14 protein-coding genes are annotated in these 12,967 nt (G+C 63.0%); 8 read left to right on the forward strand and 6 right to left on the reverse strand.

The annotated features are described in order from the left end of the window. Positions 1-16 precede the first annotated feature (16 nt). Positions 17-481, forward strand: coding sequence for a PTS IIA-like nitrogen regulatory protein PtsN (gene ptsN / locus QWJ46_RS12015; RefSeq protein WP_011423788.1), 465 nt, complete (start codon positions 17-19; stop codon positions 479-481). 72 nt (positions 482-553) lie between these two features. Here ptsN and QWJ46_RS12020 read toward each other — a convergent pair whose 3' ends face one another. Next, complete coding sequence (locus QWJ46_RS12020; RefSeq protein WP_302751300.1) at positions 554-2,908, reverse strand: methyl-accepting chemotaxis protein; 2,355 nt, start codon at positions 2,906-2,908, stop codon at positions 554-556. Between QWJ46_RS12020 and QWJ46_RS12025 the strand changes: the two genes are divergently transcribed. After that, positions 2,892-3,155: a hypothetical protein gene (locus QWJ46_RS12025; RefSeq protein WP_302751301.1), complete on the forward strand. Its 264-nt coding sequence runs from the start codon at positions 2,892-2,894 to the stop codon at positions 3,153-3,155. The two genes, QWJ46_RS12020 and QWJ46_RS12025, sit on opposite strands and share 17 nt — an antisense overlap. Here the strand turns inward: QWJ46_RS12025 and QWJ46_RS12030 are convergent. Both QWJ46_RS12030 and QWJ46_RS12035 read right to left on the reverse strand, forming a co-directional pair. Then, positions 3,150-4,049 carry a ribokinase gene (locus tag QWJ46_RS12030; RefSeq protein ID WP_302751302.1) on the reverse strand — a complete coding sequence of 300 codons (900 nt, stop codon included), beginning with the start codon at positions 4,047-4,049 and terminating at the stop codon, positions 3,150-3,152. The genes QWJ46_RS12025 and QWJ46_RS12030 overlap by 6 nt on opposite strands. Positions 4,050-4,127: 78 nt before the next feature. Next, a complete protein-coding gene (locus tag QWJ46_RS12035; protein ID WP_302751303.1) occupies positions 4,128-5,351 on the reverse strand; it encodes a DNA recombination protein RmuC in 1,224 nt (407 codons plus the stop codon). 198 nt (positions 5,352-5,549) lie between these two features. On the opposite strand from QWJ46_RS12035, the gene QWJ46_RS12040 reads away from it, so the two are divergent. The 6 genes from QWJ46_RS12040 (at position 5,550) to truA (ending at position 10,155) form a co-directional block, all read left to right on the forward strand. After that, positions 5,550-7,046 (forward strand): globin-coupled sensor protein, encoded by a 1,497-nt coding sequence (locus QWJ46_RS12040; protein WP_302751304.1) that lies wholly within the window; start codon positions 5,550-5,552, stop codon positions 7,044-7,046. A 99-nt stretch (positions 7,047-7,145) separates the two neighbouring features. Further along, positions 7,146-7,661 carry a peptide deformylase gene (def, locus tag QWJ46_RS12045; protein ID WP_184458146.1) on the forward strand — a complete coding sequence of 172 codons (516 nt, stop codon included), beginning with the start codon at positions 7,146-7,148 and terminating at the stop codon, positions 7,659-7,661. 64 nt (positions 7,662-7,725) lie between these two features. Next, positions 7,726-7,986, forward strand: coding sequence for a plasmid stabilization protein (locus tag QWJ46_RS12050; RefSeq protein WP_184458148.1), 261 nt, complete (start codon positions 7,726-7,728; stop codon positions 7,984-7,986). Continuing rightward, complete coding sequence (locus QWJ46_RS12055; RefSeq protein WP_184458150.1) at positions 7,983-8,402, forward strand: type II toxin-antitoxin system VapC family toxin; 420 nt, start codon at positions 7,983-7,985, stop codon at positions 8,400-8,402. The genes QWJ46_RS12050 and QWJ46_RS12055 overlap by 4 nt, the downstream gene beginning before the upstream one ends. Before the next feature lie 20 nt (positions 8,403-8,422). Beyond that, positions 8,423-9,358: a methionyl-tRNA formyltransferase gene (gene fmt / locus QWJ46_RS12060; protein ID WP_302751306.1), complete on the forward strand. Its 936-nt coding sequence runs from the start codon at positions 8,423-8,425 to the stop codon at positions 9,356-9,358. After that, positions 9,358-10,155, forward strand: coding sequence for a tRNA pseudouridine(38-40) synthase TruA (gene truA, locus QWJ46_RS12065; RefSeq protein ID WP_302751307.1), 798 nt, complete (start codon positions 9,358-9,360; stop codon positions 10,153-10,155). Before fmt ends, truA begins: the two co-directional genes overlap by 1 nt. 20 nt (positions 10,156-10,175) lie before the next feature. Here truA and QWJ46_RS12070 read toward each other — a convergent pair whose 3' ends face one another. The 3 genes from QWJ46_RS12070 to dapD all read right to left on the reverse strand — a co-directional run bounded on the left by QWJ46_RS12070 (position 10,176) and on the right by dapD (position 12,913). After that, on the reverse strand, positions 10,176-10,772 hold the full coding sequence (locus QWJ46_RS12070; protein WP_184458156.1) for a hypothetical protein: 597 nt from the start codon (positions 10,770-10,772) through the stop codon (positions 10,176-10,178). Continuing rightward, positions 10,759-11,952, reverse strand: a complete 1,194-nt coding sequence (gene dapE, locus QWJ46_RS12075) for a succinyl-diaminopimelate desuccinylase (protein WP_302751405.1) — start codon at positions 11,950-11,952, stop codon at positions 10,759-10,761. Before dapE ends, QWJ46_RS12070 begins: the two co-directional genes overlap by 14 nt. A 100-nt stretch (positions 11,953-12,052) precedes the next feature. Beyond that, entirely contained in the window at positions 12,053-12,913 is an 861-nt protein-coding gene (gene dapD / locus QWJ46_RS12080) for a 2,3,4,5-tetrahydropyridine-2,6-dicarboxylate N-succinyltransferase (protein ID WP_302751308.1), read from the reverse strand. Positions 12,914-12,967: the final 54 nt, after the last annotated feature.

Here is a 12,967-nt window from a genome sequence, read left to right on the forward strand (position 1 = left end):
ACAGAAGGAAAAAGAAATGGCATTGGCAGATTTGCTCCATCAGGATGCGATCATTCCCGCCCTCAGAGTAAATTCCAAGAAACAGTTGCTTCAGGAATTGGCGGCAAGAGCCGCGAGGATCACCGGGCTCTCCGAACGGGAGATCTTCGACGTCATCCTGCAGCGCGAACGCCTGGGCTCGACCGGTGTCGGCAACGGTATCGCCATTCCTCACGGCAAGCTGGTGAACATTCATTCCATCGTCGGCATCTTCGCCCGGCTGGAGCAGCCTGTCGATTTCGAAGCGCTGGACGACCAGCCTGTCGACCTCGTCTTCCTGCTGCTTGCGCCGGAGGGCGCCGGCGCCGACCATCTCAAAGCCCTGTCGCGCATTGCCCGCGTCCTGCGCGATCAAGACCTGGTTGCAAAGCTGCGGGCCACCGATTCCGCCTCGGCGATCTACGCCTTCCTCAACGAGGAGCAGACGTCGAACGCTGCTTGAGCTGCATAATCCCTAAATGAAAAAAGGCGCCTGATTTCGCAGGCGCCTTTTTTCTTATGCAGGGCTGAACGGTCAGAACTCTTCCCAATTATCCCGAGCCACGGCAGCCGAGCCATGCGATTGAGGCGTGGTGCGGCGGGTCGCCGGGGCGTGGCGGATCGCGGGAGCGGCCGCGAAATGCGAGGGGTCTGCAGCCGGCGCACGCATCTGCCTTGCCACGGAGGCGAGCGCCGTCGCGTTGGCGGAGCCGGAGACGCTGAAGCGCGTGGCGAGCGCCTTCAGCGTCTGCGCCTCGTCGTTGAGCGCCACGCTGGCGGCGGTCGCTTCCTCCACCATCGCCGCATTCTGCTGCGTCACCTGATCCATCTGGTTCATGGCCTGGTTGATTTCCTTCAGCCCGACCGCCTGTTCGCTCGCCGATGCCGAGATCTGCCGGATGAGGCTGTTGATGCCCATCACCTGTTCGGCGATCTTGTGCAGCGTCCCGCCGGCGCGACCGACGAGATCGACGCCTTCCTTGACCTGGACAGCCGATGTGTTGATCAGCGTCTTGATCTCCTTGGCGGCATTGGCCGAACGCTGCGCGAGTTCACGCACTTCCTGGGCGACGACGGCAAAACCCTTACCGGCTTCGCCGGCGCGGGCCGCTTCGACGCCGGCGTTCAGCGCCAGCAGGTTCGTCTGGAAGGCGATTTCGTCGATGACGCCGATGATCCGCGACACCTCCGTCGAAGACTGCTCGATCCCTTGCATGGAGGCGATGGCCTTCTGCACCACTTCGCCTGATTTCTCGGCATCCTGGCAGGCGAGATTGACGTTGTCGGCAGCCGTGCGGGCATTCTCGGCACTGGAATCAACCTGAGCGGTGAGCTCATTGAGCGCTGCCGCCGTCTCTTCCAGGCTTGCCGCCTGCTGCTCGGTACGTTTGGCGAGGTCGGAAGCGCTGTTGCTGATCTCGCCGGTGCCGGCGCCGATATTGATCACGCTGAGGTTCATCGTGTTGATGGTCTCTTCGAGGCTTGCAAGTGCGGCGTTGAAGTCCTGCTTCAGTTTGCCGTATTCGCCCGGGAATTCCTCGGTGATGCGGTGACCCAGATTGCCCTGGGACAGCTCGGAGAGGCCGGCGCCGACGATCGAGACGATATGGCGCTGCAGCGACACCGATTGCAGCCGTTCCGATTCCGAACGGCTGCGCTCGGTCTCGGCGGCCTGCCGCTGGTGGGTGGCCTCGTCTTCGAGGCGCCTGGAGTCGGCGAGTTTGAAGCGGAAGCCTTCGAGCGCCTTGGCGACCGAACCGACCTCGTCGGTACGGTCCTGGGCAGCGATGGGTTCGGCATATTCCCCGTCGCTGAGCGTTTTGACGCTGGCGACAAGGCTGCCGAGCGGCCGCTGTACGAGCGAGCGGACGGCGAAATAGAGCGCGAGCATCACCGCACCGAGCACGATCAGGCCGGTGGCGATCATCATGTAGGTCTGGTCCTGCACCGGCGCGTTGATCGCGGTGTGCGGGACGTCGACAAGCACGACCCAGGTGGCGTTGACGCCGGGGACTTCGAACGGATAGACGACGCGGTCGAAGGGATCGAGGCCGTCATAGGCGAGGTTGCGGACGAGGCCGGGCTGCTTGGTCGACAGCGCCGCCTTGACGACGTCGGCGCCTTCGCCGTCATATTGTTTGGTCATCAGGTCGGGGATCGGCGCGACGATCCAGTTGCCCGCCTGGGACAGCAGCGTCACGCGCCCCGAGCCGAAGGGGTGCAGCGCCTGCAGCTTGTCGGTCAGCGACTTCAGCGAGATGTCGACACCGCCGACACCGATCATCTTGCCGCCCGATATGACGGGATAGGCAATTGATGTCAGCAGCGTCGGTACATCTGTTCCCTGGGCGAGGTAGGGGGTCGTGATCGCGCCCTTGCCGCTGTCGGCAGCAAGCTTCCACCATTCGGCGGTATAATCATTGTCGAAGGTGGAGTATTGAATGCCGCCGTCCTTGGTCTTCGACCAATAGGGCGTGAAGGCGCCGTTCTTGTTCGTGCCTTCGTCGTTATTGTTGGCGATCTCGGTGGTCTTGCCGTCGAGCGCGCCGAGCTGCTCGCAGAACCAGCTGCCGAAGGCGAAAGCATTCTGTTCGAGATTGGCCTTCAGCACGTTGATCATGCCCTTGCGATCGAGCGACTTGCCGTCATGGGCGCGGCCGAGGACGCCCATCATGCTGCGCGCGGCACTGGCGAGCTCGCCGACATTGGCGGCGATTTCATTGGCGATCGATTTCGCCTCGAGGTTGGCCTGATCCATCGTCAGCGTCTGGACGCGATCCCGGGTCTGGCCGATGAGGAAGAAATTCGAAACGATGAGAACAAGCGCGATGGCGATGCCGGTGATGACGATAAGCTTCGCCGCAAGCGATTTCATGCGAAAGATGAACATGGGGTCCTCGGGCAAGGATGCGCCGAAGGGGCATTCTTCGGCACAGGAGCGAAGGCATGGCTCCCTCATGGAGCAGCCGCATGAGCCGCGGATCCGCAAGCGCGAAGACCCGGCGATCACCGGGAAGATCGCCGGAGACCTGTTAAATTTGAATGAAATTTTAGCGGCTTATATGAGGAACGCCGCGGAAATCCCCTTAAAATCGAAGGGAGGTCCGACCGCCTTTCGCAAGCAGGCCAGCCTATAGTCTGTCTGCGACTTCCTCGCTTGAAGGAATCGACGGTTGCGCGCCTGATTTAAGGCATGCGAGTGAACCGGCGACCGCCGCGCGGCGCAGCGCCGTGGGAAAATCCACGCCGTCGTCGAGACTGGCGGCGAAATAGCCGCAGAAGGTGTCTCCCGCTCCGACCGTGTCGACAGGATCGATCGCCAGCCCTTGCGCCCGCGAAATGACCCCGTCCCGGATAGCGATGACGCCATCGCCGCCGAGCGTCACGATCAGCGTCTGGCCGGTTTCCTGATGCAGGAGGACGAGGGCTGCCTCGCGCGCTTGTGCGTCCATGCCGTCCTGTCCGGCAAGCCGCTCGAACTCGGTCTCATTGGCAATGACAATATCGGCCAGCCGACCGAGACGCGGTGCATCGGGGATCAAGGGGGCGAGATTGAGGATGCTGGTGATGCCCTTGGCGCGCGCGGCCGAGAGCGCGCGTTCGACGGCCGCGACAGGCACCTCGAGCTGCAACATCAGCATGTCGCCTTCGTTCATACCGCCGACTGCGATTTCCGCATCCGCAGGCGTGACCAGGCCGTTGGCGCCGGGAACGACGGCGATCATGTTCTCGCCGTCGCCGCCGACCAGGATCAGCGCCGTGCCTGTGGGATCGTCGACATGCTTGACAAGGGAAAGGTCGGTTCCGGCTTCATCGAGCAGGGCGAGCGCATCGGCGGCGAAGCCGTCCTTGCCGACGGCGCCGGCCATATGCACATAGCGGCCGGCGCGGCGGGCTGCGAGCGCCTGGTTGGCGCCCTTGCCGCCGGCGGCCGTGGCAAAACCGTTGCCGGCCACCGTCTCGCCGGGCTTTGGCAGTCGTTCGGTCGTGGCGATGAGATCCATGTTGATGGATCCGAAAACTGTAATCATCAGGCTGTCCCGTCTTTTGGAGCATCGAATGATATCATGCTCCTGCTATTTCATGGGGCGAGACACTGCCCGAAGCGGTCACTCTTCGTCAACCACCCGAAGCTTGAGAAGGCCGGTACGGCTTTCCACGGATTTGGCCGGGCTCTCGTCGTGGCGGGCGGGCTTGGTGTCGCCGTCTGCCTCGAATTCCAGCGCCTCGATCTTGGCACCGCGTTTGGTGAGCTTGTCGGCTGATGTGACCACCATGTCGATATCCTTCTGCGCTATGGCGAAATGGCCCTGCAGCTTGCGCACCCGCTCGTCGAGGCGGCCGAGATCGTCCATCAGCAGCGCCACCTCGCCCTGGATCAGATGCGCCTGCGCCCGCATGCGCTGGTCTTTCAGCACTGCCTGGATGACCTGGATCGACAGCATCAGCAGTGATGGCGAGACGATGACGATGCGCGCCCGGTGTGCCTTCTGCACCAGGGCCTCGAAGTTCTCGTGGATCTCCGCGAAGATCGATTCCGATGGCACAAAGAGAAAGGCCGTCTCCTGGGTTTCCCCCTGAATCAGATATTTCTCGGAAATATCGCGGATATGGATCTCCACATCGCGGCGGAACTGTTGGCCGGCGATCTTGGCGGCCTCGGGGCTGCCGGCGTCACGGATGGCGTTCCAGGCTTCGAGCGGGAACTTCGCATCGATGACAAGCGGCGGTGCGCCGTTCGGCATGCGGATCGTGCAGTCCGGCCGCGAGCCGTTCGAGAGCGTCTGCTGGAAGGCATAGGCCCCCATCGGCAGGCCGTCGGCGACGATCGTCTCCATCCGCGACTGGCCGAAGGCGCCGCGCGTCTGCTTATTGGAAAGAATGGCCTGCAGTCCGACGACGTCCTTGGCGAGCGTCTGGATATTGTTCTGCGCGGCATCGATGACCGCCAGCCGCTCCTGCAGCCGCTGCAGGTTCTCATGCGTCGACTTCGTCTGCTCGGTGATCGTCGAGCTGACGCGCTGCGACATGCCGTCGAGGCGTTGGCTGATCGCCTGGTTGAGCTCGCTCTGGCGCGCGCCGAAAACCTCGGCCATGGCCGCGATGCGGCCCTGCATTTCCGCCTGGATCTTCAAAAGCTCGGCCATGCGCGCCTCGCTTTCGCCAGCCCGCAGGCTCGCCTCCTCTGCCTGCTCGCGGCGGAGGCTGGCGCCGCGCAAGAGAAGGATGATCACCAGAAGCACGAAGGCGATCAGAACACCGCCGGCAAGCGCCAGCATGGCGGGACTGAGCGAGGCGACGGAGAGGGCAAGCGATTCGGAATGAACGGTCATGCTGCAACCATAACAGAAGATGCGGCAATATATAGATCAAAACGTGAACGAAATCGGCGATCCTCAATATCTTCTCTGTCGTCTTTTCTTCGCCGCTGCGGAAAATCGCAGCCGATTTAACCATTGCTCAACCATATTCGCCAAAATCTGTGCTGCAGAATTCCCTCCCGCGCCGTTGCGCCAAGTACAGAGATTTCCATGACATCCCAGCAGACCGACAGTGCCCTCAGGCAGCGCCTCGATTTCATCGAACTGGACGAGGCGGCGCGCCGGTCGATGCGGGATCTCAGCCCGGTCATATCAGAGCTGATCGGCGCCGCCCTCGACAAGTTTTATGCCAAGATCGCCAGGACCCCCGCCGTCTCAGGCTTTTTCGCCGATAAGAACCATGTCGCTCATGCCAAGAAGCGGCAGCAGGATCATTGGCGCAAGCTTGCCGGCGGCGCCTTCGACGAAGCCTATGTGGACGGCGTGACCGCGGTCGGCCGCACCCATGCCCGCATCGGGCTGGAGCCGCGCTGGTATGTCGGCGGCTATGCCCTCGTCATGTCCGAACTCGTCAAGGGCATCATGGAGAAGCAGTGGCCGTCGGTCTTCGCGCGCCAGCAGGGCAAACTGCTCGCCGAGAAGCTGTCGGCCGTCATCAAGGCGGGCATGCTCGACATGGATTATTCCATCTCGGTCTATCTCGAGACGCTTGAAGCCAAACGCCAGGCTCTGGAAGAGCAGCGCGCCCAGGCCGAGGCCGATCAGACGATGGCGCTGGAGCAGCTGCGCCGCGGTCTGGAGGCGCTGTCGAGCGGTGATCTCGAGGCCACGCTGCCATCCGACCTGCCGGGCAATTTCCGGCAGATGGCCGAGGATTACAATCGTGCCGTCAAGGCGCTTCGCCAGTCCTTCGCATCGGTGCGCGACACGTCCAGCCAGATCATGAACGGCGCCGACGTCATCTCCAATGCGACCAACGACCTGGCGTTGCGCACGGCCCAGCAGGCGGCGGGCGTCGAGGAGAGTTCGGCTGCCCTGCAGCAGCTTTCCGTCAGCGTCGGTCAGACCGCCGTCAATGCCGAGAAGGCTTCGGATGCCGTACGCGAGACGCAGCAGAAGGCGAAGAATTCGGGTGAGCTCGTCACCAGCGCCGTCTCGGCGATGGCCGGCATCGAAAAATCCTCGACGGAGATTTCCAAGATCATCGGCGTCATCGACGAAATCGCCTTCCAGACCAATCTTCTGGCGCTGAACGCCGGTGTCGAGGCAGCGCGCGCCGGCGATGCCGGCAAGGGTTTTGCCGTCGTCGCCCAGGAAGTGCGCCAACTTGCCCAGCGTACGGCCGAAGCCGCCAAGGAGATCAAGAACCTGATCTCGCAGAGCTCCACCCAGGTCAATGAGGGTGTCGGCATCGTCTCCAGCACCGGCGAAGCGCTGAACGACATGATCGGCCGCATCGACATCATCAACCGCTTCGTCGCCGATATCGCCGCCGCCGCCCGCGATCAGGCGACCGGCGTCAACGAGGTCAGCGTGGCAATCCGCAGCATGGGCGAAATCACCCAGCAGAATTCCGGCATGGTCGAGCGCACGTCGGCGGAAACCGGCCGCCTCAAGGACGAGGTGGATCAGCTGATCGAGCTGTTGCGCCGCTTCCGTGCCCGGCCGGAAGGCCACGCCGTCGTCGGTGAACGCCGGGCGGCCTGACGCGAATATGGCGAAATTCCGGGCGGGGGATGCAAAAAAGAGTCTTCCCCGCCCGCCGGATAATTCCATAGCGGGAAAAGATGGGTTATGGGAACGCCCATGACCATCAAGCCACTCATCATTCTTCCCGACCCCGTTCTCCGTCAGCTCTCCAAGCCGATCGAACGTGTGGATGCCGACCTGCAGCGCCTTGCCGACGACATGCTGGAAACCATGTACGACGCGCCGGGCATCGGCCTTGCCGCAATCCAGATCGGCGTGCCGCGTCGCATGCTGGTTATCGACGTCTCCCGCGAGGGCGAGGAAAAGCAGCCGCAGGTCTTCATCAATCCGGAGATCGTCAAATCCTCCGACGAGCGCTCGATCTATGAGGAAGGCTGCCTGTCGATTCCTGACTATTATGCCGAGGTCGAGCGCCCGGCTGCCGTCTCGGTCAAGTATCTCGACCGTGACGGCAAGGAGCAGATGGTGGAAGCCGATGGGCTGCTCGCCACCTGTCTGCAGCACGAGATCGACCACTTGAACGGCGTGCTCTTCATCGACCATATCTCGCGGCTGAAGCGGGAGATGGTGATCAAGAAGTTCACCAAGGCGGCCAAGTCTAAGGCGCTCTGACAAAGAGTTGTAAATTGATGGGCAAAGCCCTATGATATCACCGATATCATAATGGAGGTGCCGAATGGGTGATCTGCTTATCCGGGATGTTCCGGACGCTATGAAGCGGCAGCTTCAGGAAAGCGCGCAACGCAATGGCCGGAGCCTTTCGGAGGAAGCGATCGAAATCATCCGCCGGCAGATTGCAGCGGAGCGTTCGGGAGCTCCCGCCGGGCAGCGCCTGCGTTCGCTGATGGGCGACGAAAGATTGAGCGATGACGAAGTGGAGGCTATCGCCGCGTCTCGCCACGAACGCGACCGCGAACCACCACGTTTCGACAGATGATTGTCCTCGACACGAACGTGATTTCCGAATTGCAGGGAAGGACCCATAGCGAGCGGATATTGAATTGGCTGGACGGTTACGACGTCGACACGCTTTTCCTCACGACGATCTCCATCGGGGAAATGCGCTACGGGCTTGAACTCCTGGATGACGGCAGGCGAAAGACGGCATTGATTTCCGACTTCAACCGGATCGAATCCGAATTTGCCGGTCGCATACTGGGTTTTTCGATCAGCGCGGCGAATCGTTACGGCCTGCTGGCTGCTACGCGAAGAAAGGCGGGACGGCCGGTGGAAACGAAGGATGCCATGATCGCCGCCATCTGCCTCGCAACCGGTGCGACGCTTGCCACCCGCAACACCAGCGATTTCGAGGGGCTTGATCTCAAGCTCGTAAATCCGTTTGAAGACGGCTGATCCTTAACTGGCGAGTTAAAATGTCTCTTCGCATCATCTTCATGGGAACGCCGGAGTTCTCGGTTCCGACCCTGCGCCTGCTTGTCGATGCCGGCCATAAGATCGTCGCGGTCTATACGCAGCCGCCGCGGCCGGGCGGACGGCGTGGGCTCGATCTGCAGAAATCGCCGGTGCATCAGGCGGCCGAACTGCTCGGCCTTCCGGTCTTCACGCCGGTCAATTTCAAGGACCCGGGGGAGCGCGAGCGGTTTGCCGCCCTCAAGGCCGATGTCGGCGTCGTCGTCGCCTACGGGCTGTTGCTGCCGGAAGCGATTTTGAACGGCACCCGCGAGGGCTGCTACAACGGCCATGCTTCGCTGCTGCCGCGCTGGCGGGGTGCTGCGCCCATCCAGCGGGCGATCATGGCGGGCGACGACAAGACCGGCATGATGGTGATGAAGATGGACAAGGGCCTCGATACCGGCGCCGTCGCGCTGACCCGCGAAGTCGAGATCGGCCCGAACATGACGGCGGGCGAATTGCACGACCGGCTGATGCAAGTCGGCGCCAAGGCGATGGCGGAAGCCATGGTGAAGCTCGAGATGAACGACCTGCCGCTGACGCCGCAGCCCGAAGAGGGCGTGCTTTATGCCGCCAAGATCGACAAGGCCGAGACGCGCATCGATTTCGCCAGAAATGCCCGTGATGTGCACAACCATATCCGTGGCCTGGCGCCGTTCCCGGGCGCATGGTTCGAGCTTGAGACCGGCGGCAAGACGGAACGGGTGAAGGTGCTGGGCTCTGAACTGACTGAGGGGCAGGGCGCTGCCGGAGAGCTGCTGACGGACGATCTCGTAATTGCCTGCGGTTCGGGTGCAGTGCGGTTGACGAAGCTGCAGAAGGCGGGCGGCAAGCCGCTGACCGCGGCGGATTTCCTCCGAGGCACGCCGCTCGGTGCCGGCACGAGGCTTTCCTGATGTCGCGTTTCCGCATGACCGTCGAATATGACGGCGGCCCCTATGTCGGCTGGCAGCGGCAGGAGAACGGCCCCTCGGTGCAGGGGGCGATCGAGGCGGCAGTGCTGTCTTTGACCGGCGAGACCGTGTCGATTCGTGGCGCCGGCCGCACCGATTCCGGCGTCCACGCGATGGGACAGGTGATCCATGCCGATCTTTCCAAGGACTGGTCGCCCTACAAGCTGCAGAATGCCCTGAACGCGCATCTGAGGCTTGCCGGCGAGCGTGTCTCCATTCTCGACGTCGAGGCGGTTCCCGACTTTTTCGATGCCCGCTTTTCGGCACTGCGGCGCCATTATCTCTACCGCATCGTCAGCCGCCGGGCGCCGCTGGCGCTCGAAGCCGGCAAGGCTTGGTGGGTGCCGAAGACGCTCGATCACGAGGTCATGCACGCCGCCGCCCAGAGGCTGGTCGGCCGGCACGATTTCTCCACCTTCCGCTCCGCCCATTGCCAGGCGAACAGCCCGGTGCGCACGCTCGACCGGCTTGACGTGACGCGAAATGGCGAATTGATCGAGATCCGCGCCACGGCGCAGAGCTTCCTCCACAACCAGATCCGTTCCTTCGCCGGCACACTGAAGCTTGCCGGCGAAGGCAAATGGACCCCTGAGGATGTGCAGGCGGCGCTCGAGGCGCAGGACCGCAAGGCCTGCGGCCCGGTGGCGCCGCCCGAAGGGCTCTATTTCCTGCAGGTGGATTATCCCGAGGTGATCACCGACCGACGCAGGCCCGCCGAGGAGAACGACGACGATCTCTGATGCTCATGCTATAGCGCGGGTCAGGCGGGGTAGATGCCGAGGAAGTGCTGCAGATATTCCGAAAGGATCATCGATGGCACCAGCAGCACCAGCGTCAGCGCCCCGACCATCAGCGCGTGATCATGGCAGATCATCCTGAGGATACGCGCCAAAGCGAAGACCTGCGCCAGCATGAAGGCGAGCAGTAGCAGCGAGACGAAGCCGACGGTGCCGGGCAGGAAGAACACCAGCGCCAGCAGCAGACCGTTGATATAGGAGAGTGGCACGCCGAGCCAGTTGACGCTGACGACGATGGGGGCGAAGCGCTCGCCCATGCGGAAGGCAAGCAGCAGCAGCCCAGCAAAGACCAGCGGCACGAACCAGTTGGCGACCTCGACAAGGCCGAGCCTGATGTAGAAGGCAAGATCGACATCGGCCTCCGGCGGCATCGACCGCAGGAAGGCCTGTCGCCACCAGAGCCAGGAAATGCCCATCGGCGGCAGGCACCAGGCCATTGCCCAAAACGACCGGTTGACGCCGCGCTCCGACAGATCGAGGAAGCGGAAGCCGCGCGGATCCATCCGGATCAGCAGCCAGAGGCCGGCCAGATAATACTGGACTTCCCTAAGACCCGGCATGGGCGAACCAGCGGTCGATGAAAGTCTCGTAGATCGCCGTCAGCGTCTCCAGATCGGCAACAGTGACGCGCTCGTCGACCATGTGCATCGTTTGGCCGACCAGGCCGAACTCGACGACCGGGCAATAATCCTTGATGAAGCGCGCATCCGACGTGCCGCCGGTGGTCGAAAGCTTGGGAGATCGGCCGGCCACACTTTCGACGGCAGACGACAGCGAAGCGATCAGAGCGTTGTTGCGGGTCAGGAAGACATGGCTCGGCCGGTCGGCCCAGACGATATCGTATTTGACCGGCTGCCGGCCCGGACGCAACTGGCCATCGACGGCGGCGGCTTCGAGCCGGCGCAGGATTTCGGCGCGCAGCGTTTCGACGGTCCAGCTGTCGTTGAAGCGGATGTTGAAGCTTGCCGATGCCTTGGCCGGAATGACGTTCGTCGCAGGATTGCCGACATCCACCGTCGTCACTTCGAGGTTCGACGGCTGGAAATCGTCGGTGCCGCCGTCGAAAGGCGGATCCATCAGCGCCTGCGTCAGCTGCAGCATGCCGCGCACCGGATTGTCGGCAAGGTGCGGGTAAGCGGCATGGCCCTGAATGCCGTGGACGATGATCCTGCCCGACAGCGAGCCGCGCCGGCCGATCTTGATCATGTCGCCGAGCCGGTCCGGATTGGTCGGTTCTCCCACAAGGCAGGCGTCCCAGCGCTCGCCGCGCTCCGCCGCCCATTGCAGCAGTTTGATCGTGCCGTTGATCGCCGGGCCTTCTTCGTCGCCGGTGATGAGGAAAGAGATCGAGCCGGCCGGCGGCCCGTTCTTTTCGATATGACGGGCGACCGCGGCGACGAAACAGGCGATGCCGCCCTTCATGTCGACGGCGCCGCGTCCGAAGAGCTCGCCCTTTGATATCTCCGCGGCAAAAGGCGGGTGCGTCCAGGCGGCTTCATCGCCGACCGGCACCACATCGGTATGGCCGGCAAACATCAGGTGCGGACCGTCGCCGCCGAGGCGGGCATAGAGGTTCTCGATGTCGGGTGTTCCCTCTTCGCTCGCTCTCACTTTGTCGACTTTGAAGCCGAGCGGCGCAAGCATCGCTTCCAACGCCGTCAGCGCGCCTCCTTCGGCTGGTGTGACGGAGGGGCAGCGAATCAGCGTCTGCAGATTGGCGACGGGATCGGTAGCGGTCATGGCGGTCGAACTATCCGGCGGGAATGGCAAAGACATGGCAAGGCGGGGCCGCCTCGCCCAAAAGACGTCGCCTGTTTACCGGATCAAGGCCCCGGTGTCATCAATCTCTGAGCAGCTCGTTGATACCGGTCTTCGAGCGGGTCTGTTCATCGACGCGCTTGACGATGACGGCGCAGTAGAGATGCGGCGCCGGCTGGCCGTTTGCCATCGTCGCGTTGGCCGACGCCATCGAGCCGGCGACAACGACGGAATAAGGCGGCACTTCGCCGTACATCACCTCGCCGGTGGCGCGGTCGACGATCTTGGTCGACTTGCCGATATAGACGCCCATGCCGAGCACCGAGCCTTCGCGGACGATGCAGCCTTCGACCACTTCGGAACGGGCGCCAATGAAGCAATTGTCCTCGATGATGGTCGGGCCGGCCTGCATCGGTTCGAGCACGCCGCCGATGCCGACGCCGCCGGAGAGATGCACGTGTTTGCCGATCTGCGCGCAGGAGCCGACCGTTGCCCAGGTGTCGACCATCGTGCCTTCGCCGACATAGGCGCCGAGATTGACGAAGGAGGGCATCAGGATCGCATTCGGGGCGATATAGGCCGAGCGGCGCACGACGCAGTTCGGCACGGCGCGGAAGCCTGCGGCGCGGAACTGGTTTTCGCCCCAGTTCTCGAACTTCGAGGGAACCTTGTCCCACCAGGTGGAATTGCCGGAGCCGCCCTTGACCACGTCCATGTCGTTGAGGCGGAAGGACAAGAGCACCGCCTTCTTCAGCCACTGATTGACCGTCCAGGCGCCGTCGGCGCCGCGGGTCGCCACGCGGGCCCTACCGGAATCGAGCAGATCGAGCGCCGCTTCGACCGCATCACGGACCTCGCCCTTCGTCGACATCTTCACATTGTCGCGATTGTCGAAGGCGGCTTCGATGGTCTTTTCCAGGGATGCGAGGTCGGTGGCGCTCATGAGAATTCCTTAAACTTCGATCTTTATCGTGGAGACGGCGGAGTCTCCGGAGAT

The sequence above is a fragment of the Rhizobium sp. CBN3 genome, from assembly GCF_030518245.1.
Taxonomy (GTDB): Bacteria; Pseudomonadota; Alphaproteobacteria; order Rhizobiales; family Rhizobiaceae; genus Rhizobium; species Rhizobium aethiopicum_A.

Bases quoted from the DNA above. Each gene is read 5' to 3' on its own strand.
- QWJ46_RS12035 (WP_302751303.1), bottom strand. From the start codon at position 5,351: ATGACCGTTCATTCCGAATCGCTTGCCCTCTCCGTCGCCTCGCTCAGT.
- fmt (WP_302751306.1), top strand. From the start codon at position 8,423: ATGTCTCTTCGCATCATCTTCATGGGAACGCCGGAGTTCTCGGTTCCG.
- def (WP_184458146.1), top strand. From the start codon at position 7,146: ATGACCATCAAGCCACTCATCATTCTTCCCGACCCCGTTCTCCGTCAG.
- truA (WP_302751307.1), top strand. From the start codon at position 9,358: ATGTCGCGTTTCCGCATGACCGTCGAATATGACGGCGGCCCCTATGTC.
- QWJ46_RS12055 (WP_184458150.1), top strand. From the start codon at position 7,983: ATGATTGTCCTCGACACGAACGTGATTTCCGAATTGCAGGGAAGGACC.
- QWJ46_RS12070 (WP_184458156.1), bottom strand. From the start codon at position 10,772: ATGCCGGGTCTTAGGGAAGTCCAGTATTATCTGGCCGGCCTCTGGCTG.
- dapE (WP_302751405.1), bottom strand. From the start codon at position 11,952: ATGACCGCTACCGATCCCGTCGCCAATCTGCAGACGCTGATTCGCTGC.
- QWJ46_RS12025 (WP_302751301.1), top strand. From the start codon at position 2,892: ATGCGAAAGATGAACATGGGGTCCTCGGGCAAGGATGCGCCGAAGGGG.
- ptsN (WP_011423788.1), top strand. From the start codon at position 17: ATGGCATTGGCAGATTTGCTCCATCAGGATGCGATCATTCCCGCCCTC.
- QWJ46_RS12020 (WP_302751300.1), bottom strand. From the start codon at position 2,908: ATGTTCATCTTTCGCATGAAATCGCTTGCGGCGAAGCTTATCGTCATC.
- QWJ46_RS12050 (WP_184458148.1), top strand. From the start codon at position 7,726: ATGGGTGATCTGCTTATCCGGGATGTTCCGGACGCTATGAAGCGGCAG.
- dapD (WP_302751308.1), bottom strand. From the start codon at position 12,913: ATGAGCGCCACCGACCTCGCATCCCTGGAAAAGACCATCGAAGCCGCC.
- QWJ46_RS12030 (WP_302751302.1), bottom strand. From the start codon at position 4,049: ATGATTACAGTTTTCGGATCCATCAACATGGATCTCATCGCCACGACC.
- QWJ46_RS12040 (WP_302751304.1), top strand. From the start codon at position 5,550: ATGACATCCCAGCAGACCGACAGTGCCCTCAGGCAGCGCCTCGATTTC.